The 24,982-nt window shown below is 38.6% G+C and carries 23 protein-coding genes, 1 pseudogene and 1 other annotated feature; of the genes and pseudogenes, 10 read left to right on the top strand and 14 right to left on the bottom strand.

Features of this window, described 5'->3' with window-relative positions; genetic code table 11:
* Positions 1-16: 16 nt before the first annotated feature.
* The 10 genes from Q9Q86_RS07500 to Q9Q86_RS07455 form a co-directional block, all read right to left on the bottom strand.
* A complete protein-coding gene (locus Q9Q86_RS07500; RefSeq protein WP_004912277.1) occupies positions 17-712 on the bottom strand; it encodes a methionine ABC transporter permease in 696 nt (231 codons plus the stop codon).
* Positions 709-1,734 (bottom strand): methionine ABC transporter ATP-binding protein, encoded by a 1,026-nt coding sequence (locus tag Q9Q86_RS07495; RefSeq protein ID WP_112987266.1) that lies wholly within the window; start codon positions 1,732-1,734, stop codon positions 709-711. The genes Q9Q86_RS07500 and Q9Q86_RS07495 overlap by 4 nt, the downstream gene beginning before the upstream one ends.
* A gap of 68 nt (positions 1,735-1,802) precedes the next feature.
* Positions 1,803-2,675: a MetQ/NlpA family ABC transporter substrate-binding protein gene (locus tag Q9Q86_RS07490; protein ID WP_112987252.1), complete on the bottom strand. Its 873-nt coding sequence runs from the start codon at positions 2,673-2,675 to the stop codon at positions 1,803-1,805.
* Between the two features lie 288 nt (positions 2,676-2,963).
* Complete coding sequence (locus Q9Q86_RS07485; RefSeq protein WP_005064486.1) at positions 2,964-3,896, bottom strand: IS5 family transposase; 933 nt, start codon at positions 3,894-3,896, stop codon at positions 2,964-2,966.
* A gap of 408 nt (positions 3,897-4,304) precedes the next feature.
* Positions 4,305-5,591, bottom strand: a complete 1,287-nt coding sequence (gene purD, locus Q9Q86_RS07480) for a phosphoribosylamine--glycine ligase (RefSeq protein WP_112986558.1) — start codon at positions 5,589-5,591, stop codon at positions 4,305-4,307.
* Between the two features lie 105 nt (positions 5,592-5,696).
* On the bottom strand, positions 5,697-7,271 hold the full coding sequence (gene purH, locus Q9Q86_RS07475) for a bifunctional phosphoribosylaminoimidazolecarboxamide formyltransferase/IMP cyclohydrolase (RefSeq protein WP_112986557.1): 1,575 nt from the start codon (positions 7,269-7,271) through the stop codon (positions 5,697-5,699).
* An 83-nt stretch (positions 7,272-7,354) separates the two neighbouring features.
* Complete coding sequence (gene fis, locus Q9Q86_RS07470; protein ID WP_001086304.1) at positions 7,355-7,624, bottom strand: DNA-binding transcriptional regulator Fis; 270 nt, start codon at positions 7,622-7,624, stop codon at positions 7,355-7,357.
* 375 nt (positions 7,625-7,999) lie between these two features.
* The gene (locus Q9Q86_RS07465) at positions 8,000-8,863 is read right to left on the bottom strand and encodes a DUF3426 domain-containing protein (RefSeq protein ID WP_112986556.1); all 864 of its coding nucleotides are present in this window, start codon (positions 8,861-8,863) and stop codon (positions 8,000-8,002) included.
* A gap of 14 nt (positions 8,864-8,877) precedes the next feature.
* Positions 8,878-9,783, bottom strand: coding sequence for a 50S ribosomal protein L11 methyltransferase (gene prmA / locus Q9Q86_RS07460; protein ID WP_004955154.1), 906 nt, complete (start codon positions 9,781-9,783; stop codon positions 8,878-8,880).
* 183 nt (positions 9,784-9,966) lie between these two features.
* Entirely contained in the window at positions 9,967-10,341 is a 375-nt protein-coding gene (locus Q9Q86_RS07455) for a hypothetical protein (protein WP_099948891.1), read from the bottom strand.
* 251 nt (positions 10,342-10,592) lie between these two features.
* On the opposite strand from Q9Q86_RS07455, the gene mnmG reads away from it, so the two are divergent.
* From mnmG to Q9Q86_RS07420, 7 genes and pseudogenes are all read left to right on the top strand, one after another.
* On the top strand, positions 10,593-12,473 hold the full coding sequence (gene mnmG / locus Q9Q86_RS07450) for a tRNA uridine-5-carboxymethylaminomethyl(34) synthesis enzyme MnmG (protein ID WP_099948890.1): 1,881 nt from the start codon (positions 10,593-10,595) through the stop codon (positions 12,471-12,473).
* Positions 12,474-12,591: 118 nt separating this feature from the next.
* Complete coding sequence (locus Q9Q86_RS07445) at positions 12,592-12,924, top strand: multidrug efflux SMR transporter (protein ID WP_112986555.1); 333 nt, start codon at positions 12,592-12,594, stop codon at positions 12,922-12,924.
* A 188-nt stretch (positions 12,925-13,112) separates the two neighbouring features.
* A pseudogene (locus Q9Q86_RS07440) lies at positions 13,113-13,394 on the top strand (TonB-dependent siderophore receptor); the annotation flags it as partial.
* A gap of 318 nt (positions 13,395-13,712) precedes the next feature.
* Positions 13,713-13,907 (top strand): hypothetical protein, encoded by a 195-nt coding sequence (locus Q9Q86_RS07435; RefSeq protein ID WP_112986554.1) that lies wholly within the window; start codon positions 13,713-13,715, stop codon positions 13,905-13,907.
* A gap of 84 nt (positions 13,908-13,991) precedes the next feature.
* Positions 13,992-15,211, top strand: a protein-coding gene (locus Q9Q86_RS07430; protein ID WP_100833221.1) for an IS3 family transposase whose coding sequence is annotated in 2 segments (ribosomal slippage) — positions 13,992-14,268 and positions 14,268-15,211 — 1,221 coding nt in all. Because the reading frame shifts where the segments join, the coding sequence is not laid out codon by codon here.
* Positions 14,267-14,383 (top strand) — a sequence feature (AL1L pseudoknot). Its footprint overlaps the gene before it by 117 nt.
* A gap of 306 nt (positions 15,212-15,517) precedes the next feature.
* Positions 15,518-16,837 (top strand): NCS2 family permease, encoded by a 1,320-nt coding sequence (locus tag Q9Q86_RS07425; RefSeq protein WP_004912229.1) that lies wholly within the window; start codon positions 15,518-15,520, stop codon positions 16,835-16,837.
* Positions 16,838-16,919: 82 nt separating this feature from the next.
* Positions 16,920-17,918, top strand: a complete 999-nt coding sequence (locus Q9Q86_RS07420; RefSeq protein ID WP_112987282.1) for an adenosine deaminase — start codon at positions 16,920-16,922, stop codon at positions 17,916-17,918.
* A gap of 42 nt (positions 17,919-17,960) precedes the next feature.
* Here Q9Q86_RS07420 and Q9Q86_RS07415 read toward each other — a convergent pair whose 3' ends face one another.
* Positions 17,961-18,515, bottom strand: coding sequence for a cytochrome b (locus tag Q9Q86_RS07415; protein WP_004912224.1), 555 nt, complete (start codon positions 18,513-18,515; stop codon positions 17,961-17,963).
* Positions 18,516-18,728: 213 nt separating this feature from the next.
* Here Q9Q86_RS07415 and Q9Q86_RS07410 point away from each other — a divergent pair, with 213 nt between their 5' ends.
* The 3 genes from Q9Q86_RS07410 (at position 18,729) to rnhB (ending at position 20,248) form a co-directional block, all read left to right on the top strand.
* A complete protein-coding gene (locus Q9Q86_RS07410; protein WP_112987281.1) occupies positions 18,729-19,106 on the top strand; it encodes a hypothetical protein in 378 nt (125 codons plus the stop codon).
* Between the two features lie 145 nt (positions 19,107-19,251).
* Positions 19,252-19,620 carry a hypothetical protein gene (locus Q9Q86_RS07405; protein WP_112987280.1) on the top strand — a complete coding sequence of 123 codons (369 nt, stop codon included), beginning with the start codon at positions 19,252-19,254 and terminating at the stop codon, positions 19,618-19,620.
* Between the two features lie 61 nt (positions 19,621-19,681).
* Positions 19,682-20,248, top strand: a complete 567-nt coding sequence (rnhB, locus tag Q9Q86_RS07400; protein ID WP_004912218.1) for a ribonuclease HII — start codon at positions 19,682-19,684, stop codon at positions 20,246-20,248.
* Between the two features lie 80 nt (positions 20,249-20,328).
* On the opposite strand, the gene csrA is transcribed toward rnhB, so the two are convergent.
* From csrA to alaS, 3 genes are all read right to left on the bottom strand, one after another.
* The gene (gene csrA / locus Q9Q86_RS07395) at positions 20,329-20,592 is read right to left on the bottom strand and encodes a carbon storage regulator CsrA (protein ID WP_004912217.1); all 264 of its coding nucleotides are present in this window, start codon (positions 20,590-20,592) and stop codon (positions 20,329-20,331) included.
* A gap of 239 nt (positions 20,593-20,831) precedes the next feature.
* Positions 20,832-22,112, bottom strand: a complete 1,281-nt coding sequence (locus tag Q9Q86_RS07390) for an aspartate kinase (RefSeq protein WP_004955120.1) — start codon at positions 22,110-22,112, stop codon at positions 20,832-20,834.
* Between the two features lie 63 nt (positions 22,113-22,175).
* Positions 22,176-24,824: an alanine--tRNA ligase gene (gene alaS, locus Q9Q86_RS07385; RefSeq protein WP_171293848.1), complete on the bottom strand. Its 2,649-nt coding sequence runs from the start codon at positions 24,822-24,824 to the stop codon at positions 22,176-22,178.
* Between the last annotated feature and the right edge of the window lie 158 nt (positions 24,825-24,982).

Below are 24,982 nucleotides of genomic sequence, written 5' to 3'. Positions count from 1 at the left end.
TTTTTGATGTTTTAACTTATCGAAGTTTAGCTAACCAGTCACCAAAAGATTGAACGAATTGAACTAAAAGCAATAGCACGATCACGGTTAAGATGACCACACTAGTATCAAAGCGTTGATAACCGTATGAAATCGCTAAATCACCAATACCGCCTGCACCAACTGCACCAGCCATCGCCGTTGCGCCAATTAAAGAAATTGTGCCAGTGGTTAAGTTTAGGATAAGAGAGCTACGTGCTTCAGGAATGATAAACTTGAAAATAATTTGCCAAGGCGAAGCTCCCATTGCTTGTGCAGATTCAACAATCCCTTCGTTAACTTCAAGTAAAGATGTTTCGATGAGACGACCTAAATATGGTCCTACATAGATCGTTAGAGGTACAATCGCAGCCCATGTCCCAATTGATGTACCGACTAACAGTTTAGTCAATGGGATAACAGCAATCAGTAAAATAATAAAGGGCAAAGAGCGGAGTGCGTTTACGATGGGGTTTATGGCATAGTAAATTGCTTTATTCTGTAAAATACCACCTGTACGCGTAACAACTAAAGTTATGCCTTGAATGAATCCCCAAATGCAACCGAACAATAAGGCGAAGAAAACCATTTGAAATGTTTCTTGCAATGCTGTAACAAACTGGTCGATTGTTAAAGCACTTTTCCAAAAAGGAGCTGTCACTTCAGTGAGCCACTGTACAATTAAATCTCTCATTGACTGACTCCTGATTGCTCAACTTTTACACCTTGACCCTCAAGAAATTTGATTGCTTCCTGAATGATGAGTTGATCGCCCAAAAGTTGAATAAACATTTGTCCGATTACAGTGCCATTAATTTCAGTCATGTTTGCAAAAAGAATATTTAAGCTGATATCAAATTTTTTAATGACGGCTTGAATAACAGTTTCTTGGGCTGACGTGCCGAGAAATTGCAAGCTATAGATACTATTGTGATTTTGGTGTTCTAAATTATCTAAAATATTAATCGGCAATTGCTGTTGTAAAACAGTTTGAATAAAGGTTTTGGTTGTTGGATGTTGAGGCTGACTGAAAATATCTAAAGTTGGACCAGTTTCAATCACTTTGCCCGCTTCCATGACCGCAACAAAATCGCAAACAGATTCAATTACATCCATTTCATGGGTCACCATAACAATCGTAATATTCTGCTCTTTATTAATCTTCTTTAATAATGCTAATACTGATTTTGTGGTTTGTGGATCTAGAGCGGAAGTTGCCTCATCACAAAGCAGGATTTTAGGATGATTGGCCAGTGCACGTGCGATACCCACGCGTTGCTTTTGACCGCCAGACAACTCATCTGGATATGCATCTTTCTTATGTTTTAGATCAATAAAGTCTAACAGCTCATTCAAACGCTTTTCACGTTCAACTTTGCTATGACCTAGTAATTTTAGTGGCATCTCGATATTTTCAGATACCGTCTTGGTCTGTAATAAATTGAAATGCTGGAAGATCATGCCAATATTTGCACGTTCTTGACGAAGGCTACGGGCATCTAAAGCCGTAAAATCAGTCTGATTGATAATGACTTGACCTTGAGTAGGGCGTTCAAGCAGATTAATCAAACGTATTAGCGTACTTTTCCCCGCACCACTATACCCAATAATGCCAAATATACTGCCTTCTGGAATCTCTAAATTAATTTGATCCAGAGCGTTGATCGTTTGACCTTTTAGCTGGTAATGCTTTGAAATATTTTTAAATTGGATCATATCGTCAATACTAAGCAAAAATGAAAAAAACAGGCAAAGTGATTTGCCTGTTTCCTATACAGATTATATTACGAATTTGTTTCTGTGAGATAACTAACAGGTTTATTCACGTCAACTTTCGTACCAGCAAAATGTTCTTGAACATATTTTTTCACCGCTTCAGTGTGATAAAGAGTACCAAGCTTTTGTAATACAGGATCATTTTTTCTTGAATCAGCTACAGCTAAAATGTTGACATTCAGCTTCGTGCTTTGGTCAATTGGTTCATAAAAGATAGAATCTTTTAGAACATTTAAGCCGCCTTCCATTGCAAGGGTATTCCCCAATACAATCGCATCAACTTCATCTTTAACACGTACAGCAGTTGCCATTTGAATTGGTTTAATATCGAGTTTTTTCGTATTTTCGATAATATCGCTTGGTGTGCCTTTTGCTGGATCAAAGTCAGCCTTTAATTTGATCAAACCAGCACTTTGCAATAACAATAACGCACGAGCTTCGTTTGCTGCATCGTTTGGAATCGCGATAGAAGCACCTTCAGCAAACTCTTCGACCTTTTTGACTTTGCTTGAGTAGATGCCCATAGGCTCTAAGTACGTCGTTGAAACTGGTGCAATCTTATCTTGATTTGAAGTATTAAAAGCAACAAGGTAAGCATATGATTGGAATGCATTCACATCAACTTCTTTATTTGCTACAGCTGTATTCATTGCTACATAGTCTGTAAAGTTTTTCACTTCAAGCTTGATACCAGCAGCTTTAGTTTCTGGCAAGGTCGCAATAAAACGCCAAATATCAGCATCTGAACCTGTTGATGCCATTACAACGGTTTGTAATCCACCCGCTTCATTTTTTTGTTCTGCTTTGGTGTCAGGTTGTTTACTGCACGCTGCAAGTAATAACACAGACACACTTAAAAAAAGACTAATTAGCTTTTTCATGTGTAAATCCTAATCGGAATAATGCTTAGTAAATAATTCGCTAATGCATTACTTAAGAGCTATAGGGTTCTTGTTACAAAGAGGTGAGTCGGTTCAAAATTTAGTGTTATGAACAGGCGACTGATCGAATTATTTGCAACAACAGAAAATTAAGAACGTTGATCTTAAGAATTTGACTTAAGCACATTAGTTCAATAATTTTCATATCAAATCGAGATTAGCTGATACTTTTCGAGGGCTTTGTTGCACAAAGATTTGAAAGGCAAAGCGCCCCTAATTGAGCCAAATTTAAGGCGTAACTTGGGTAAGTGGTCGACCTAATTCCGTAAATCTGTTGAGGACTGCTACACGTGCATGAACCTCATTGACTTGGCTATCAAAGCTCCTTGCACTGAGTTTATCTCCTAATAATTTGATGCAGTGCATTTTAGTCTCAACCAAACTTCGGCGATGATAGCCTGACCATTTTTTCCATAGTGTCCTACCTAAACGTTTAATTGTTCGAAGTAATTCATTTCGCTCTAGCGAGCTACTCTTTGTATCTTTCCATGGTTTCGCATTTTTTCTAGGTGGAATCACCGCATGTGCTTGCCGATCTGCAATGACCTGACGGCATTGCTTGGTGTCATAAGCTCCATCGGTATAAACAGAGTCAATCTGCTCATCTTGTGGAATCTGATTAAGTAAATCACCAAGCACCTGTGAATCACAGACATTATTGGTTGTGAGCTGAATAGCGCGTATTTGTAGGGTTTTGGCATCTATACCAATATGTAGTTTACGCCATTGGCGACGATATTCAGCTCCATGTTTCTTGCGTTTCCATTCGCCCTCACCTAGAAACTTCATCCCTGTAGAGTCTACGAGTAGATGCAGCCCATCGCTACTTTTTTGGTAGCTGATTGCAATATCAATATGCTTTTGTCTTCTACAAAGCGTACTGTAATCTGGTGCGGTCCAATTTAATCCGCAAAGTTTAATCAGACTTTGCACAAAGCCAGTGACCATACGTAAAGATAGACGGAATAAGGATTTAATCATTAAGCAGCATTGGATGGCTGCGTCGGAGTAGGTTTGATTTCGCCCTTGTTTGCCTTTTGATGGAGCATACCATTGCGTAGCAGGATCAAACCAAAGGGCAATATTTCCGCGATTAATGAGTGCTCGGTTATATGCGGGCCAATTGGTTGTGCGGTAGATTTTGTGTGTAGGCTTCTTCATTTGAAAATTATATCGCTGAAAAAGCCTTTACAGATAGGTTTGTGCAACAAAGCCCTTTTCGAGTTAAATTTCATATTCTTATTCATATATAAAAAAATATGTATATAACTAAAAGTACTCGCCGAAAATTTTGGCAATCATAACAATAATTTGGGTTCTGTTATAGTGTTCTATTTTCTACTTATGGGTATAAATATATGATTATTAGAAAAATAGTTTAATTTTGGTAAAAGTAAATAAATGATACTTTTATAGTTTTTTCTAATGGTGGAAATGTCAGATTTTATTAAATTAGTGATATATATTTTTCTGAATTTAATATTTAAATAATGAATAAGGAAATGATTTTTATGCTAATTAAAGAATAAAAAAGCCTTCCGAAGAAGGCTTTTGTTAATTAACCAAAGCTTATTCTGCTTTTTCACGTGCTATTGCGCGATAACCAATATCACTACGATACTGCATACCTGTAAATGTCACTTGACCACATACTTCTAGTGCATTGATTTGAGCTTCTAGAACGGTGTCTCCAAGCGCAGTCACGCAAAGCACGCGACCGCCTGCAGTAATCACATGACCATCTTCAGTCGTTGCAGTACCTGCATGGAAAATTTTTGTATCTTCTGGAGATTGACCAATACCTGATATCACATCACCTTTGCGTATAGTTTCAGGATATCCTTCAGCTGCAAGTACAATGCCGATTGATTTGCGATCATCCCATTCGGCTTCACTTGGCAAGTTACCAGCAATACCAGCTTCTACTAAATCAACTAAAGATGATTTTAAACGCATCATGATTGGTTGAGTTTCAGGATCACCAAAACGACAGTTAAACTCGATCACACGTGGTTGACCTTGTTCATCAATCATCAAACCAGCATACAAGAAACCAGTATAAACATGACCATCTGCTGCCATACCATCAACAGTAGGACGCATAACTTCGTTCATTACGCGTTCAAATACTTCCGGTGTAACAACTGGAGCAGGAGAGTACGCACCCATACCACCCGTATTTGGACCTTGGTCACCTTCAAAAATACGCTTATGGTCTTGTGAAGTTGCCATCGGTAAAATGTTTTTACCGTCGATCATGCAAATGAAGCTTGCTTCTTCACCTTCGAGGAATTGTTCAATCACAACACGTGATCCAGCATCACCGAATTTGTTGCCCGCTAACATATCATCAATGGCATCAAATGCTTCTTGGTTTGTCATCGCAACGATAACGCCTTTACCAGCGGCTAAACCATCAGCTTTAATTACAATAGGGGCGCCATTCTGCTCGACATAAGCCTTAGCAGCATCCACTTCAGTAAATACATCATAAAAAGCAGTTGGAATGTTATGACGTTTTAAGAAATGTTTAGCGAATGCTTTTGAACCTTCAAGCTGAGCTGCGTATTGAGTTGGACCCCAAATTTTTAGACCAGCTTCGCGTGCTGCATCCACAACACCGTTTACTAATGGAGCTTCAGGTCCTACGATCACTAAAGCAACATCATTTGCTTTGGCAAAAGCAATAATTGCTGGATTATCTAAAATATCAAGTTCAACGTTTTCACATTTGTCTTCAGTTGCAGTACCAGCATTGCCTGGCGCAACAAAAACTTTAGTCACTTGTGCATCTTGTGCGATTTTCCATGCAAGTGCATGTTCACGGCCACCGCTACCCAAAACTAAAATATTCATTATTAATTTATTTCCTTTTTAAGTATCTCAAGTACATCCACTAAAAATAGAAAATTCCCCCTTGAGATGCAACTAAAACATCGCAAGAGGGATTTTTTAAATCTATTAGTGACGGAAGTGGCGCATACCAGTGAAGACCATTGCAATACCAGCTTCATCTGCTGCAGCAATCGTTTCTTCGTCGCGCATAGAACCACCAGGTTGGATGATACATTTGATACCAGCTTTTGCAGCGTTATCAATACCATCACGGAATGGGAAGAATGCATCTGATGCCATAACTGCACCTTCAACAATTAAACCTGCATGTTCAGCTTTGATCGCAGCAATACGAGCAGAGTTCACGCGGCTCATTTGACCTGCACCTACACCAATGGTTTGACGGTTTTTGGCATAAACAATTGCGTTTGATTTCACATATTTTGCAACTTTCCAAGCAAAAATCATGTCATCAATTTCTTGTTCAGTTGGCGCTCGTTTAGTCACAACTTTAAGATCATCTTTAGTGATCATGCCTAAGTCTTGATCTTGAACTAACAAACCACCATTGACACGTTTATAATCAAGTTGCGGCGCACGTGCATCAATCGCTGGAAGCTCACCGCAAACCATGACACGGACATTTTTCTTGGCACCAGTGACTTCAAGTACACCTTCTGCGATGCTTGGAGCAATAATCACTTCAACGAACTGACGATCAACAATCGCTTGAGCAGTCTCTACATCTAATTCACGGTTAAATGCGATGATGCCACCGAATGCTGATTCTGGATCTGTAGCATATGCAAGATCATAAGCTGCCTTAATGCCATCTAAAGAAACAGCAACACCACATGGGTTGGCATGTTTAACGATGACACAAGCTGGTTTAGCGAATGATTTTACGCATTCAAGTGCAGCATCAGTATCAGCGATGTTGTTATAAGAAAGTTCTTTACCTTGTAATTGCTTTGCAGTTGAAACAGATGCTTCTTTAGCATTTGCTTCAACATAGAACGCTGCATTTTGGTGTGGATTTTCACCATAACGTAAATCTTGTGCTTTATTTAACTGCGTATTGAACGTGCGAGGGAATAAATCTGCTTCACCCTCAGCTTTACCAACACGTGCTCCTAAATAGGATGCGATCATGCCATCATATTGAGCAGTATGTTCAAATGCTTTAACTGCTAAATCAAAACGAGTCTCGTAAGAAAGAGCTCCATTTGTCTTTAACTCTGCAATTACAGCATCATAGTCAGATGCATTCACAATGATACCAACTGAAGCATGGTTTTTCGCAGCGGCGCGAACCATAGTTGGACCGCCGATATCGATATTTTCAATCGCATCTGCAAGTGAGCAGTTTGGTTTTGCAACTGTAGCTGCAAATGGATAAAGGTTTACAATCACCAAATCAATCGGATCGATGTTGTGTTCTTGCATTACAGCTTCGTCCAGACCACGACGAGCTAAAATACCACCATGAATTTTAGGATGTAGTGTTTTTACACGACCATCCATCATTTCAGGGAAACCTGTATGCTCAGAAACTTCTACGACAGCGATGTTGTTGTCTTTCAGCAACTTATAAGTACCGCCAGTAGATAAGATCTCTACCCCTAGAGCAGCAAGGTTTTGAGCGAATTCAACGATTCCAGTTTTGTCGGAAACAGAGATTAAAGCACGTTTGATAGTCATGATTTTGGTCAACAGTTTGAAGTCTACAGATTAAAACAATTAAGCATAAAAAAATGCCCACGAGAACGTGAGCATTTTATCAATTATTCACTCATTAAGCCGTGAGCTTTTAACTTTTTACGCAAAGTACCACGGTTAAGGCCTAAAATCTCGGCAGCACGAGTTTGATTGCCACGAGTATATTCTAAGACCACAGATAAAAGAGGTTTCTCCATTTCTGCTAAAACCATGTCATATACTTGAGATGGTTGCTCACCTTGCAACTGTGCAAAATAATGACGAACTGCGCGATCTACATGGATGCGAAGAGCGACATCAGATTGAGCCGTAAAAATAGGAGATTTGCTATTCATGCGTGTTAATCCGAAAAATCAAATATCACTTGGGTAAAGTGATATATAAATGTGGTCTAAATTACTGAGCCCTGTTTTAGATCCTAAAACAGTGACTCTAAAACAAAAGGACTATTAGCTTGCCACAAATCCTCGAATTGTGTAAAAAATAAGCGTAACAATAGTTAAATATTTGTTACAGCCTACTTTCAAAAACAAAAAAAACAACAATGCGCTTATAGGATTAAAGCACAGTTCGTTTAACGATTTTATTGTTTATAAATAACGAGGAGTAAGTAGGTCAAAGCATTCGTGGCGCGTATCATACCACTGTCTGCGAAAAAGTGAGCAAATTAACTGCACTTTTTTTTATTTTTTTGTCACTTTTTTATGCTTTTAGGGCTGTACAATTTCTAAACTATAGTTGTCGAAGCTATTTTTGCTTTTTTCAACGGTAAATTCGAATTTAAATGGGCTGTTTGAAGGGATGCGTTGAATCGGTTTTAGACTGTCTACTAAATAGTCTTGGGGTTTGAGTGTGATATCCGTAACTGTCTCACCTTTGTCTTTAAGGATGAGTCTAATCGAAGGAATCAAGACACTATCTTTATGATGATTGATCAACACACCCGAAAACATTGTTTCGTTTTTACTGTAGCGTTTAACTTTAACTTTCTCAAAACTTAGATATTTATATTGTTCATCAAGTGTTTTGCAAGTCAAAACACTACATGCATAGTTAAAGATACGGTTTAAAGCAGGGCTTTCATGCATAAGCTTTGGGTTAAACCATAAGATTTGAAAAGCGAAAACCAAAATGAGGACAATATTACCGATTCCCCAAAGACTGTAATATAGCCAACCGTGTTGTTTCGATGTTGGTTCATGATCAACCAATAAAGCATCTTCGGATAAATTTAAATTTGGTAAAGCCGTGACTGGCTCAGTATTAAAATAATTTAAATTGTTTAGATAGGTCAAAAGATCGATATTTGAGTTTTCAATTTTTTGATCGAAAATACTTAAAATTTGCATTTGCTTTTCAGCAAAGCTGCTATCAGGTTGGATAGAGGAGAATAGTGAACGATTGGTTTGTGTAGGAATCGTTTCGTTTGTCTCTGTATTTAAAAGATTGGTCAGTGCATTAAAGTTAATAACGCACTTGGGACAACAAACCATGCCCTGAGCAACACTGAGTTGTGAAGGGGTCACTTTATACACGGTTGAGCATTTAGGGCAGCGGGTTTGTTTTTCACTCATGAGGAACAATATTCTCAAATTGTTGTTTTGCGTTTTCCTGAAATGCGACACCAGTTCTCTTCGCGCTTTTCGATCTCTAATATATCAAAAAACTCAGAGTAAACACTAGAAACATCAGCAACTTGCTCTTCTATTACACCAGCAAGTGCGAACTCTCCCTCATTTTTAATTAAAGTTGAGAATTCAGGCGCTAAAGCCATTAGAGGTGCAGCTAGAATATTTGCAACTAGTATGTCCGATTGTTGACCTTTAAACTCGTTATTGAATTCTTCTGGTAAGCCAACGTACAGACGCTCAAGTACACCATTCAACTCTGCATTTTGTTTTGTTGCTAGAACAGCCTGTGGATCAATGTCTGTGGCATATACTTTTTTAGCACCTAATAGAAGGGCAGCAACACCCAAGATGCCTGACCCACAGCCGTAATCAATCACGATTTTATCTTTTACATCAGTCTTACCTAGCCATTGTAAGCATAGGAATGTACTGGCATGGTTACCTGTACCGAATGCTAAGCCTGGATCCAGTTTAATGTTGGTTGCATCTGCTTCAGGTGGCTCTAACCATTCTGGTACGATCCAATATTTTTCACCAATTTGAATTGGTTCGTAATAATCCATCCATGCGCGTTCCCAAACTTGGTTTTCTAAATACTCATGGCGCATTGGAACATCAGGGAGTTGTGCTTTTAAAAAAGCTTCTAAAGTATCAACATCAATTGGGTCATCTTCTTCTTGTTGATAAATACCCGTTACAATGACTTTATTCCAAAGAGGGGTTTCACCTGGTAATGGCTCAAGCAGTGCTTGATCTTCGGCATCATCTAGCGTAACGCTGACAGCACCCAAAGAAAGGAGCAAAGTTTCAGTTAGTTCAACTTGTTCTTGATCGACAGTAATATGAATTTGTAGCCAGTTCACAGGAAAACCTAAGTTAATGTATTTTGGTTATTGTAATAGATTCAGACCATGCAGAGGGATTATAAAATAGACTGATTACAATTTTAAGATGTTTTTTCAAACATAATTCTTTGATATAGCCTGAACAAAAAATAAGGATGCTGAACAGCATCCTTAAATAACTATATATAGGTGTCCAATTTCTTATGGAGCTGTTTGTTCAATTTGTGGAGCTGATTGTTCCATTGGAGGAGGTGTCATTTCCATAGGCTGAACAGGCGCACTCACTGGTCGAGGCTCTGATTGTGTTTCAGAAATTTTCGTTTGAGTTTCAGGCGTTGCATTATTTGCAGGCATTGGAGGTTGGAATGCTAATTTACCAGCTTCATTTGGCTCACATGTGCCATTAAAGACAACACCTTTGTAGGCAAATGAAATCATATCACCTTGTTTTTTGCCCTTACATACTTGTTGATACTTTTGAGTTTGTGCATCAACTGTGGTTTTTGCATTGGTTTGTGCTGTTACAGCAAAACACAGGCTACAAATAAGCGTCGAAAATAAAAGCTTAGCGTTCATATCATTTTCCTAAAGTATTTGTTGTGCACTAACAATGATAAGAATTTTTTAAATTGGAACAGTGGATATCAGGTTAATAGTTATAAGCCCATGTGTTAACAATGCATGAAAAGTGCAACATTAAGTTTTATTTTGTATATATTTAAATCAAGCTAAGCAGATGGGGATTACAAGAATATTGACGGATTTTGTCAACTTAATAGAAAACTTCTGTATAATACTCTGTCATTTTTTAAATACACATTACCACTATGCACTATCCTAAAGTTTACGACGTTATCGTAATTGGTGGCGGTCACGCTGGTACGGAAGCTGCGCTTGCGGCGGCTCGTATGGGAAGACAAACATTATTGTTGACGCATAATATTGAGACTTTGGGGCAGATGAGCTGTAACCCAGCGATTGGTGGTATTGGTAAATCGCACTTAGTTCGTGAGATAGATGCGCTTGGCGGTGCAATGGCGCTTGCTGCTGATAAGGGCGGTATTCAATTCCGTATTTTAAACTCGCGCAAAGGTGCTGCTGTGCGTGCGACGCGTGCTCAAGCAGATCGTGTTCGTTATAAAGCTGCGATTCGTCATACTTTAGAAAACCAAGCGAATTTGGATATTTTCCAACAAGCTGCTGACGATTTAATTGTTGAAGGCGATACCGTGAAAGGTGTTGTGACCCAAATGGGTATTCGTTTTGATACCAAAACCGTTGTACTCACCACGGGTACTTTCTTAGGTGGTGTCATTCATATCGGGTTGCAAAATTCGAGTGGTGGTCGTGCAGGTGATCCTCCTTCAATTGCTTTGGCGCATCGTTTACGTGAGTTAAAACTTCCAGTAGGTCGTTTAAAAACGGGTACACCACCGCGTATTGACGCGCGTACCGTTGATTTCTCTGTGATGACACCACAACCGGGTGATTTCCCATCTCCAGTGATGTCATTTATGGGTGATGTATCGATGCACCCTGAACAAGTGAACTGCTACATCACTCATACCAGTGAAAAAACACATGAGATTATTCGTGGTGGTTTAGATCGTTCACCTATGTATACAGGTGTGATTGAAGGGGTAGGTCCTCGTTACTGTCCTTCGATTGAAGATAAAATTCATCGTTTTGCTGATAAAGATTCGCATCAGGTGTTTCTTGAGCCTGAAGGTTTAGATACGCATGAGCTTTATCCAAATGGTATCTCAACCTCATTGCCATTTGACGTTCAGTTCAATCTTGTACGTTCGATTCGCGGTATGGAAAATGCTCATATCTTGCGTCCAGGTTATGCAATTGAATATGACTATTTCAATCCGCAAGCATTGAAATTTACGCTTGAAACTAAAGCAATTCAAAACTTGTATTTTGCTGGTCAGATTAATGGTACCACTGGTTATGAAGAAGCAGGTGCTCAAGGTTTACTTGCTGGTTTGAATGCAGCACGTCGTGCTTGGGAACAAGAAGAGTGGACACCAAAACGTGATCAAGCATATATGGGCGTACTGGTAGATGACTTGATTACATTAGGGACTAAAGAACCATATCGTATGTTTACCTCACGTGCAGAATATCGTTTGATGCTTCGTGAAGATAATGCAGATCAACGTTTAACTCCAATTGGTCGTGAACTCGGTTTAGTTGATGACGAACGTTGGGCTGCATATAGCGAAAAAATGGAAGCTGTTGAGCGCGAGACATCACGTTTACAACACTTATGGGCAGCACCGAATAACCCGATGGGTAAAAAGTTTGTTGAAATGACTGGTGCAGACCTAAGCAAAGAGTGCAGCGCGATTGATTTATTGAAACGTCCAAATATTAATTTTGGTCAAATTGCTGAACTTACAGGCTCAGAGGTTTCTGAACAGGTCGGTGAGCAAATTGAAATTGCTGTGAAATATGAAGGTTATATCAACCGTCAACATGATGATGTTGCTCAGATGAAACGCCTTGAAGAAACGAAGATTCCAGCTGACTTTGAATATGATGGTGTTTCAGGTTTATCTCGCGAGATCACTCAAAAGCTTAAAACAGTTCGCCCTGAAACTTTAGCGCAAGCAAGCCGTATCCCAGGTGTCACTCCTGCAGCAGTTCAGTTGGTGATGATTACGATTCGTAAAAATAATATGGCGAAGAAATCTGCTTAAATATTATTAATAGATTCTTGATCTTAGAACTAGAAAACACCCTTTTTATTAAAGGGTGTTTTTTTATGATTGAATTAATAGATGTGAAATGTTTGTTTGGATAGAGCAGGTGTGGTAAATGAAAAGTTGGATATTTTTATTTGTAGCGATCACAGCAGAAGTGATTGCGACATCTGCACTGAAAAGTAGCGAAGGGTTTACAAAGCCATTTGCTTCAATTGTTGTGATTTTAGGTTACATCATTGCATTTTATTGCTTATCTATGACACTGAAAACAATTCCAGTTGGTATTGCTTATGCGATATGGTCTGGGGTAGGAATTGTATTGATCACGACCTTTGCTTGGTTTTTCTATGATCAAAAATTGGATCTATGGGGAATTATCGGCATAGCATTAATTATGTGTGGTGTGTTGATTCTAAACCTTTTATCAAAATCTAGTCCGCATTGATTTATTTCCGAATAATAATTAAAACAGAACGAAGCGTTCGGTTTTAATTTAATGTTTAATCATTTTTATAAAGTAACTTCGATACCTAGACGCAGATTTTTCCTATCAAATTGAGTATTTGTATCAATTTCCGCATAAGCTTTTGGTAATAAACGACGAGCTAATTTATTGACCCTGTTTTCCATCCATCAGGAAATTTGTTTATTCGATATCTGCCAACAGATCAAATCTATACTGAGCTAGGTGCTACATATGTGGGTGATACAAAAGTTCATCCAAATGGTAATCTCAATAGTACATCCACTGATTTAAAAGGTTTTACAAGACTTGATGCTGCGATTGGTTATAGTGCAAATCCTTGGAATATTACGCTTGCCGTGAATAATTTAACCAACAAAGAATATTGGCGTTCGGACTCTATGCCTGGAACACCACGTAACTTCTTAGTAAGAGTTAACTATCAGTTCTAAAAGCGATTTTTAGCAATATCAAATAGAACCTTTAAGCGATAAAGGTACTTTTTAAGCTTAAATTATTACTGATTTAATAAATATTAATTAATCAATTGGTAAAATATTAAAATTATCTAATTGAATTTATGCAAAAGTTGTTGATTAAAATACTTTATTATTCTAGTATTTAAGTGTGTAAAAAATGTTCAAATTCAGCTTTTATCGGAAAAAATTATTGTGACATTACATTTGTTTTTGATTTAAAAGTGTTAATTGATAACATTTTTGTACACATTTGTTAGTATTTAAGAAAAGCATACATTAGAGATAATAATAATGAAGATAGTACTTTCAATACTTATTCTCTGTTCTGTTTTTATTTTGGGTTATGCGGTTTATGTTGATTCGCAGAACAAAAAAAGACAAGAGCTGATAAAGATTGTGAACGATGCAGAACATAGCCTAAATTCGATTCAACACAATCCAAATTATCTGAAGCATTCTCGATTAGCGACCTACCGAAGCGAATAATTAAGTTCTCAGGTTAAATGTCACAGGTTCATAGTGAACCGTACCGGGTTTGTCGGAGACCACTTTTCTTGAGAGAATGTCCCGATGAAAAAAGTAAAATACACCCCTGAAATCAGAGATAGAGCGGTTCAATTATTGATTGAATCTGAAAAAGATTATCCTTCTACTTGGGCTGCAATCACCGCTATTGCTCCCAAGATAGGTTGTACTCCTGAAACTCTACGTGTTTGGTATCAAAAATATTTAGATAAACAAAACCCAATTAAAGTACAGCAACTTTCAGATCAAGAACGTATTAAACAACTCGAACGTGAAAATAAAGAACTGCAACGTGCTAACGAAATTCTACGTAAAGCAGCCGCTTTTTTCGCCCAGGCGGAGCTCGACCGCCCACACAAATAATGGTGGATTTTATCCAGAACAATAAAGATCGATATGGTGTTGAAGCGATTTGTAGAATTTTACCGATTGCAGCTTCGACCTATTATCGGGCTTTAGATCTCGTTGATAACCCAGAACATCGAGCGAAACGTGCTCTGCATGATTTACATCATGCAGAGCAAATCAAACGTATTTGGAAAGAAAGTTTAGGTCGATATGGTGTGCGTAAGGTCTGGCAACAATTGAAACGTGAAGGTTATGTTATCGCACGTTGTACAGTTGCTCGATTGATGCAGAAGCTAGGTATACAAGGTGTTTGGCGTGGTAAGAATAAACAAACCACCCGTAGCCGAGATGATCAAAAACGAGCAGATGACTTAGTAAAACGCAATTTTAATGCAGATCATCCTGACCAGCTGTGGGTCGCTGACTTCACGTATATTCAAACTCATTCAGGCTGGGTCTATACCGCCTTTATTATTGATGTGTTCTCGCGAGCAATTGTTGGATGGAAAGTATCAACACGTATGAATACAGATATGGTGCTCGATGCACTGGAGCAAGCATTGCATGATCGAGGCATGCCAAAGAACGTGATTCATCATAGTGACAGAGGCGTGCAATATCTTTCCATTCGTTATACCAATCGTTTAGAAGCAGCAAATTTACGAGCATCAGTCGGTACGACCGGTGATTCATACGATAATGCTTTGGCTGAAACGGTGAATGGCTTATACAAAACAGAGGTGATTGAATATTTAAAAGCGGATTGGCAAGGTTTAGCGGATGTACAACTTGCGACACTAAACTGGGTAGATTGGTTCAATAAAGAGCGTGTACACAGTGCACTGGGTTATGTATCACCTTTTGAGTTTGAAGCAATGTACTATGATAAGATTAACCCGTTAGGTCAGGTGGCCTAACTTAAATAAAAAAGTCTCCGACAAACCCGGTACGGTTCATAGCTTTTTTTATCGGGTTGTGTCCAAGTTTTTATTAGAATCTGTTAAAATATTTACCATTAAATAAAAAAGCTGCATCTTGTTATGCGGCTTTTTACATTTTGAAATCGGAACCAAATTTATACATCTCCTCTGTATAGCAAGCGTGAAACTGGCATGTAGATTGCTTTTAGCCTTGTATACCATTTTGTGTACATTCAAAAAATTATTTGAAACACAAGCGTATAGATTTCATATTCTACGATCTTAGATTTTAACAGGTGCTATATGACAACGCCTAATGCTTCAGTTGGACTGTTAGAACGCTTATTTAAATTAAGTGATAACAAAACCAACTTTAGAACAGAAGTTCTAGCAGGTGTAACCACATTTTTGACCATGTGTTACATCATCATTGTAAATCCACTCATTCTTTCTGAAACCGGAATGGATCATGGTGCTGTGTTTGTTGCAACCTGTTTGGCTGCTGCAATCGGGTGTTTGGTCATGGGGATTGTGGCGAATTATCCGATCGCACTCGCACCAGGTATGGGTTTAAATGCATATTTTACCTATTCTGTGTGTTTGGGCATGGGGGTGCCTTGGCAAACTGCTCTAGCAGCGGTATTTGTCTCAGGTCTTGTTTTCCTTGCTATCAGTTTCTTTAAAATTCGTGAGGCAATCGTCAATGCAATTCCGATGTCTTTAAAGTTTGCGATTGGTGGGGGAATTGGTCTTTTCCTTGCATTGATTGCGCTTAAAAATGCAGGAATTATTGTAGATAATCCAGCGACATTGGTTGGATTGGGTGATATTAAACAGCCAACAGTATTGTTAGCATTATTCGGATTTTTAATGATTGTTGTTTTGCATCAATTAAAAGTTCGTGGTGCAATCATCATCAGTATTTTAGTTGTCACTGCAATAGCGACTGTTCTGGGGTTGAATGAATTCAAAGGTGTTGTAGGACATATCCCATCAATCGCACCTACTTTTATGCAAATGGATTTTGAAGGTCTATTTACTGCAAGTATGGTCGGGGTTATTTTTGTATTCTTTATCGTTGACTTGTTTGATAGTACCGGGACTTTGGTTGGTGTTTCACATCGTGCCGGGTTGCTTCAAGATGGTAAATTACCACGATTAAAGAAAGCCCTATTTGCTGACTCAACTGCAATTGTAGCGGGAGCTGCATTGGGTACATCATCTACCACCCCGTATATTGAATCAGCTTCTGGTGTAGCAGCTGGTGGTCGCACAGGTTTAACTGCGGTTGTGGTTGCTTTACTTTTCATCGGCTGCTTATTCTTGGCTCCTTTGGCACAATCCGTACCAGGTTTTGCAACTGCACCAGCACTATTATTTATCGGTGTGTTAATGATTCAAGGAATTACGCACATTGATTGGGATGATATTACTGAAGCTGTACCTGCATTTTTAACGATCGTATTTATGCCATTTACCTATTCAATTGCCGATGGTATTGCAATGGGTTTCATTAGTTATGCATTGGTTAAGCTGTTTACGGGTAAGGCAAAAACAGTACCTTATATGGTGTGGATTATTGCTGCACTTTGGGTATTTAAATTTGTTGCATTTGGTGGCTAAGCCACTTAAAACTAAGTGATAAAACCTTAAAAGGGTGTACCGTGTTAGGCAGCACCCTTTTTTATTTAGACGTGGAGTTTATATGGATCAAATCGAGCTGATTCGCGCTTTGCCCAAAGCCGAATTACATGTGCATATTGAAGGGACATTTGAGCCAGAGTTGATGTTCGCTATTGCACAGCGTAATCAGATTCAGATTCCTTATCAATCTGTTGAAGAAGTGAAACAGGCTTATAACTTTCATAACCTTCAATCGTTTTTAGATATTTATTATGCTGGCGCCAATGTGTTAGTGCATGAGCAAGACTTCTACGATTTGGCTTGGGCATACTTTGAAAAATGCGCAGAAGATCGAGTGGTACATACAGAAATGTTCTTTGATCCACAAACACACACTGAGCGTGGTGTTAAGTTTGTTACCGTTTTAAATGGTTTAAAGCGTGCATGCACCGATGCAAAAGAAAAGTTGGGTATTAGCTCTCAATTGATTATGTGTTTCTTACGCCATTTAAGTGAAGAAAAAGCGTTTGAAACGTTAGAACAAGCCTTGCCATTCAAAGATGACATTATTGCGATAGGTTTGGATTCGAGTGAAGTCGGGCACCCACCATCAAAATTTGAACGTGTTTTTGCCAAAGCACGCGAAGCTGGTTTCTTGATCGTCGCACATGCTGGAGAAGAAGGTCCTCCTGAGTATATATGGGAAGCTTTAGATTTACTTAAGGTGAATCGTATTGATCATGGTGTTCGTTCAGAAGAAGACGAGCAACTGATGACGCGCCTGATTGCAGAGAAAATGCCATTAACAGTGTGCCCGTTAAGTAACTTAAAGCTCTGTGTCGTGAAAGATATGGCTGAGCATAACATTCGTCGTTTGCTACAAAAAGGTGTGCATGTCACTGTAAACTCGGATGATCCTTCATATTTCGGTGGATACATGAATGATAATTTTATTGCGATTCAACAAGCTTTGAAGTTATCAAATGAAGAATTAAAGCAGCTTGCGATTAACTCTTTTGAAGCTTCGTTTATTTCTGATGATGATAAGCAGAAATGGATTACCGAAGTTAGAAAAATCTAATGCATAAAAAAACCGCGATAAGCGGTTTTTTTATATCAATTTTTATTTGGGTTGTCTTAGCATGCTGAGCAATACATTATCTTTGTCGATGAGATGATGTTTAATCGCTGCGAGAATATGACCTGCAATGAGTAAGCCCGCAAACCACGATATATAAATGTGTAGGGGTTTAACGATTGCTAATAAATCTGGATTGTCTTGAACTAGACGGGGAATTTCAAATAAGTATAAAACAGGGGCAGGATGACCAGCGCTCCAACTAAATAAACAGCCTGTAATTGGTAGAGCTAATAACATTAAATATAATAGAAAATGACCAATATGTGCCAAGGTTTTCATCATTGGTGACATGGTATTTGGTAGTTGTGGAGCTGGATGCGTATAACGCCAAAAAATTCTTATAACGACTAAAAAAATAATGGTTGTTGCAATATTCTTATGAAGTGTAATAACAGTGCCTTTAAACGTTCCATCAACTTCATAACTTAAAAAATTTCCACTGTAAAATCCAATAAGCCATGCAACGATAAAAATAACGGCCATGAGCCAATGTAATACTTGTGCTGTGCGAGTGTAGTACTGTGCTGAGGTTGACATCGCAACATCCTAGCTGTGATATGATTTTGTAGATTTTAAATAGCGTTATTTATTCCTCATACGGTGTATATGTAACAGAGCGTCTTGTCCTTGCAACGATTATTAATCGAAATCGATATGTTTAAATATGTAATAAGTCTGCACGGTCAATTGCTTAATAAAAAGCTTTGTGCAAAATACGCCTGCAATTAAGTCGCTATAAGGTTAAAAGTTGTGAAAAAATTATTGTTGGTTCTGCCGGTATTATTTGTTTTAAATGGATGTGTTGCACCAAATACAAATACTTCTACAACCCCATCTACATCTCAACAGTTAGGTGTAACGGCATTAAAGGTTGCGGTTAATGCTAAATGCATGAGTGAAATCAATACATTACCTGCATGGAAAACAGCAACACGTTTGATGACCACTGAACAGCGTGAAAATATTCAGATGGATGTTTGTGGGTGTGTAAGTGAAAAAGCGCCCAATAGTGTAACGACTTTAGAGTTGGCTACAGCTGCAATTGATCCAACTGCAAGAGCAACAATTGTCAATCAAGTGGTTGCTGAAACTGTTAATGCCTGCGTGTCTGAAGCATTGAAGAAATAAAAGTAAGATATATAAGCAAAGCTGAATGATTTTCAGCTTTGTTTCTTAGCAAAATAATTTTATATTTTCTTGTAATTTTAGATCGTTTTCAGATGCTTAAAACCTTAAATTAATCATGATATTATTCAACTAAAATGGTAATTACATGTATAAAAATAAATTTGTTTTGGCAATTTCAATGGTCTTTGCTTTGGCGGCTTGTACTACTGTGCAAAGTGGCGAGCAAAGTAATTTAAAATTAGGAACATCTGCAATTCAGTTTGCTGCACAGACTAAGTGTAATCATGATATTGATGATTTTGCAGCTTGGAAAATTGCAAGTAAATTAATGACAAAGACCCAGAAGAAAGAGAAGAAAACCCAAATTTGTAAATGCGTTGGCAAAAATGCACCTACTGTTTTATCACCTTCAGAATTGGCACTTGCTGCAGTGGATTCTAAAGCGCGAACAACTTTAACAGGTGTAGCAGTAGCTAAAACTATGAATGCTTGCGTATCAGAAGTGGTAAAATAGTTCTGTATTCAATTGACTTTGATTGGCTGCTAAAATGCAGCCAATTTTTTGCGAGTAAATTATGTTTGTTGCTGGTGTAGATGAAGCAGGGCGCGGTCCTCTAGTGGGTTCAGTTGTTGCAGCTGCGGTGATCCTAGATCCTAATAATCCAATCGAAGGATTAAATGATTCTAAGAAATTAACTGAAAAGAAACGCGAAAAGTTGTTTATAGAGATTAAAGAAAAGGCATTAGCTTGGTCAATTGCTGAAGCTACACATACTGAAATTGATGAAATGAATATTCTGCAAGCCACATTTCTTGCAATGCGCCGTGCGGTCGAAAATTTAAAAACCACGCCACACAAAGTAATTGTAGATGGTAATCAAATTCCAAAAGGGATTGAGATTGCATGTGAAGCAATTGTGGGAGGTGATGCGACTCATGCTGAGATTAGTGCAGCCAGTATTTTAGCTAAAGTTACACGTGATCATCAAATGAAGACCTTAGATGAATTATATCCTGATTATGGGTTCGCAAAGCACAAAGGTTATCCTACAAAAGCGCATTTTGAAGCTATTGCAGCACACGGCGTAATTGATCAACATCGTCGTAGTTACGCGCCTGTAAAAAAAGCTTTAGGTTTATAATTTCTTATAAATTGAGGTTTTAAATACAATTAAAGCGACCATCTTGTGTCGCTTTAATTATGTGGGGAGAATTCTGAAAATTAACGATTAAAGTTATTATGTCGCGGAAAATCGCTATTATCTTCTTCATACGAAAGTTGATAATCCTGATCAAGATGTTGTAAATGCTCATGCATGGCACGTTCATGTTGGATACGTTGGTAAATTTCCTCACGATGCACAGAAACTTCTTTTGGAGCATTAACACCAATACGCACCTGATTGCCTTTTACGCCAAGCACAGTAACACTGACTTGATCCCCAATCATTAATGTTTCTCCGACACGACGGGTCAGAATCAGCATGTTTATCTCCTTGCTAAACGCTTAAACTTGCGACAGGGAATTCATTGTTCGAAAGCACAGCCTTAATATACAGAAAATTCCAACAGAAATATGTAAAAAACATTATTTTTCGTACGTTCTGTTGAGAATCACTGAAAAACCTCTAAGGTTAATATAACAGAGCCACTGTAGTAAAAACTATAGTGGCTCTGTTTTTTTTGCTATTTACTTGAAAGTAAATATGTTTAACAAGCTATTAATTAAGCACGTGCACTGCTTTCGCCGTGTTCACGATCTAGACCAAAAGCTGTGTGTAAACAACGTACGGCAAGTTCTAAATAGTTTTCTTCGATAAGTACAGAAATTTTGATTTCTGATGTTGAAATCATCAAAATATTAATGCTTTCATCAGCTAATGCAGTAAACATTTTGCTTGCAACACCTGCATGTGAACGCATACCCACACCTACGATTGATACTTTAACGATATCATCACGAGTAACAACTTCACATCCTTCAATGCTGCTTGCTGTTTGCTCTAAAATCGCCTTAGCTTTTGCTAAATCATTGCGATTTACAGTGAATGTGAAATCAGTTGTACCATCTTCTTCAACGTTTTGGATAATCATATCCACTTCGATGTTGGCATTGCTGATAGGTGACAAGATTTTAGATGCAATACCTGGTTCATCAGGAACACCTAAGATCGTTAATTTTGCTTCGTCACGGTTAAATGCAATACCTGCGATGATTGGTTGTTCCATATCGTCTTCAGCCTCAGTCGTAATTAGTGTGCCTACATTTTGTTTGAATTCTTCATCGAATGCGCCGTCATCGTCATTATCAAAACTTGATAATACACGTAATGGAACTTGATATTTACCTGCGAATTCAACAGAGCGAATTTGTAAAACTTTTGAACCCAAAGATGCCATTTCTAGCATTTCTTCAAAAGAAATACGATCAACCTTTTTCGCTTTAGGTGCGACACGTGGATCAGTTGTATAAACGCCATCAACATCAGTGTAAATCTGACATTCATCAGCTTTTAATGCAGCTGCAATTGCAACACCAGAGGTATCAGAACCACCACGACCTAAAGTTGTGGTATTTCCTTCGGCATCAAAGCCTTGGAAACCTGCAACAACGAGAACACGACCTGCATCTAAATCTTTGGTCATGACATCAGTATCAATAGATTCAATACGCGCTTTGGTAAAAGCACTGTCCGTTTTGATACCAACTTGACGACCAGTATATGACTTAGCTTCTACACCAATTGAATTCAGTGCCATAGCTAACATGGAAATCGTTACTTGTTCACCCGTTGACACCATTTGATCTAATTCACGTGGGTCAGGGGTGTTGGTAATGGCTTTTGCAAGCGCAAGTAAGCGGTTCGTTTCACCACTCATTGCAGACACAACAACGACCACTTTGTGACCGTGATCATGCCAGCGCTTGACACGACGAGCAACATTTAAAATGCGCTCAGGAGTACCCATAGAAGTACCGCCATATTTTTGAACGATTAATGCCATAGTTGTTCCATATAAGCCATGACCCTGAGAGGCATCAGGGTCAGTTACACAAAAGTGAAGTTCTTATTGCTCAAGCCAAGCAGGCAATGCTGCAAAAACTTGATCAAACTTCTCGTTTAGTGGCGCGCCACCTTGTGCTAAGTCAGGTTTACCACCACCTTTACCACCTAGCTCTTGAGCCAAGTGTTTGATGATGTCACCCGCTTTTAGATTTGCAGCATATTGTTTAGCGACGGACGCGATTAAACTCACTTTATCGCCTTCAACGCCAGCTAAAATAATGACTGCATCTTCCAATTTTGATTTTACGCTGTCATGCAAATTGCGTAATGACTTTGCATCTAAACCTTTTACGGTTGTGATTAACGTTTGACGACCAGCGATTTCTTTAACTTGGTCTAATAAATCAGCAGCTTGGAAACTTGCTAATTTTTGATTTAGCTGTTCAATTTGTTTTTGCAAACTTGATGTAGTCTCAACAATTGCTTCAACTTTTTCTACAGTTTGGTCTTTCTGAGCTTTCAATAAACCATTAATTGTTTGGATATCGTTGTCAGCTTTTTGAACGGCTTCTAAAGCTTTAGTTCCTGTTACAGCTTCAATACGACGAACGCCAGCTGCTACACCACCTTCAGAAGTGATCTTGAATAAGCCGATATCACCTGTACGTTTAACGTGGATACCACCGCAAAGTTCGATTGAGAAGTTTTTCTCTTCGATAATTGAACCCATCGACAGAACGCGAACTTCTTCGCCATACTTCTCACCAAACAGCATCATCGCACCTTTGGCTTTAGCAGACTCGATGTCAAGCAATTCAGTTGTCACAGGAGTGTTTGCAATAACTTCAGCATTCACTAGACGTTCGATTTGTTGAAGCTGTTCAAATGTCACTGGCTGGTCGTTAGCAAAATCGAAACGTAAAATATCGCTAGCAACCAATGAGCCTTTTTGCTGAACATGATCACCTAAGATTTGACGTAAAGCTGCATGTAGAAGGTGAGTGGCAGAGTGATTACGCGCTGTTGCAGCACGAATATCTGCTTTAACTGTTGCTTCAACATTTTGAGTTGCTTTTAAGCTACCCATCGTCACGATACCTTGATGCACAAAAGCACCACCAGATTTCTTAGTATCTTGTACTTCGAAAATACCTGTATCGTTTTTGAATATACCTGTATCGCCGATTTGACCACCGCTTTCTGCATAGAAAGGTGTTTGGTTTAAAACGATAAGCGCTTCATCGCCCTCATTGATTTCATCAACTTGAGTACCGTCTTTGTAGATTGCAACGATTTGACCTTGACCTTGAGTTGCATCGTAGCCATCAAATTGAGTTTCACCTTCGACTTTGACAATACTATTGTAGTCAACTGCGAATTTACCTGCGTCACGTGCACGTTGACGTTGTGCAGCCATTTCAACTTCAAAGCCAGCTTCGTCGATGGTAAAACCACGTTCACGTGCAATATCAGCAGTTAAGTCAGTTGGGAAGCCATAAGTGTCGTAAAGTTTAAATACAGTTGCACCTGGAATCACAGTATCTTTCAACTGTGCAAGCTCAGCTTCTAAAAGCTTCAAACCTTGCTCAAGTGTTTTTGCAAATTGTTCTTCTTCACGTAGTAAAGTCGCTTCAATCACATCTTTTCGTGATGCAAGCTCTGGATAAGCTTCACCCATAACTTCGACTAATGGTTGTAGCATCTTGTAGAAGAATGTACCTGTAGCGCCTAGCTTATTACCATGACGTACTGCACGACGGATAATACGACGTAGAACATAACCACGACCTTCATTTGATGGGTTTACGCCATCAGCAATCAAGAAGCAGCAAGAACGAGCATGGTCAGCCAGTACACGTAATGATGGTTGTCCCTCATCTTGAATGCCGATGATATTTGCAGCAGCTTTTAATAAATGTTGGAACAAGTCGATTTCGTAGTTGGAATTAACATGTTGTAGAACAGCAGAAATACGTTCCAAGCCCATACCTGTGTCTACAGATGGAGCTGGGAGAGGATGCATCACACCATCAGCAGTACGATTGAACTGCATAAATACGTTGTTCCAGATCTCGATAAAGCGATCGCCATCTTCTTCTGGAGAACCAGGTAATCCACCCCAAATGTGATCACCATGATCATAGAAAATTTCAGAACAAGGACCACACGGACCAGTATCACCCATAGCCCAGAAATTATCTGATGCGTACTGACCACCTTTGTTGTCACCGATACGAATGATACGGCTTGCATCTAAACCAATTTCTTTGTTCCAAATATCAAATGCTTCATCATCAGTATGGTAAACAGTGACATATAAACGATCTTTAGGTAATGCTAGCCATTGCTCGTTCGTTAAAAAATCCCAAGCAAATTTTAATGCATCACGTTTGAAGTAATCACCAAATGAGAAGTTACCTAACATTTCAAAGAAAGTATGGTGACGTGCTGTGTAACCTACATTGTCTAGGTCATTATGTTTACCACCTGCACGCACACATTTTTGAGAAGAAACAGCACGTACATAGTCACGCTTTTCTAACCCAAGAAAACAATCTTTAAACTGGTTCATACCAGCATTTGTGAATAATAAAGTAGGGTCGTTGGCGGGAACGAGTGAACTCGAAGCGACACGTGTATGCCCTTGCGATTCAAAGTAACGCAAAAATGCTTCACGAATTTCAGCTGATGTCATAAAACGAGTACTCACAACCAAGACACTCCATAATTTTGAATTTGGCTATATGTAAAATAGGCGAGTTGTTTTTGAATTTTTGCAAACAAAGCGCATTTACATGGCGTAGATTTTAAAAGTGCTAAATTATAACGGAAAATGTGTGCCCGACCAACGATTTTGCAAGCAATATC

Origin of the sequence: Acinetobacter sp. A22 (assembly GCF_030913345.1) — a bacterium.
GTDB classification, from domain to species: Bacteria; Pseudomonadota; Gammaproteobacteria; order Pseudomonadales; family Moraxellaceae; genus Acinetobacter; species Acinetobacter junii.
The sequence above is the reverse complement of the archived record's forward strand: the minus strand, read 5'-3'. Positions and strand labels throughout refer to the sequence as shown.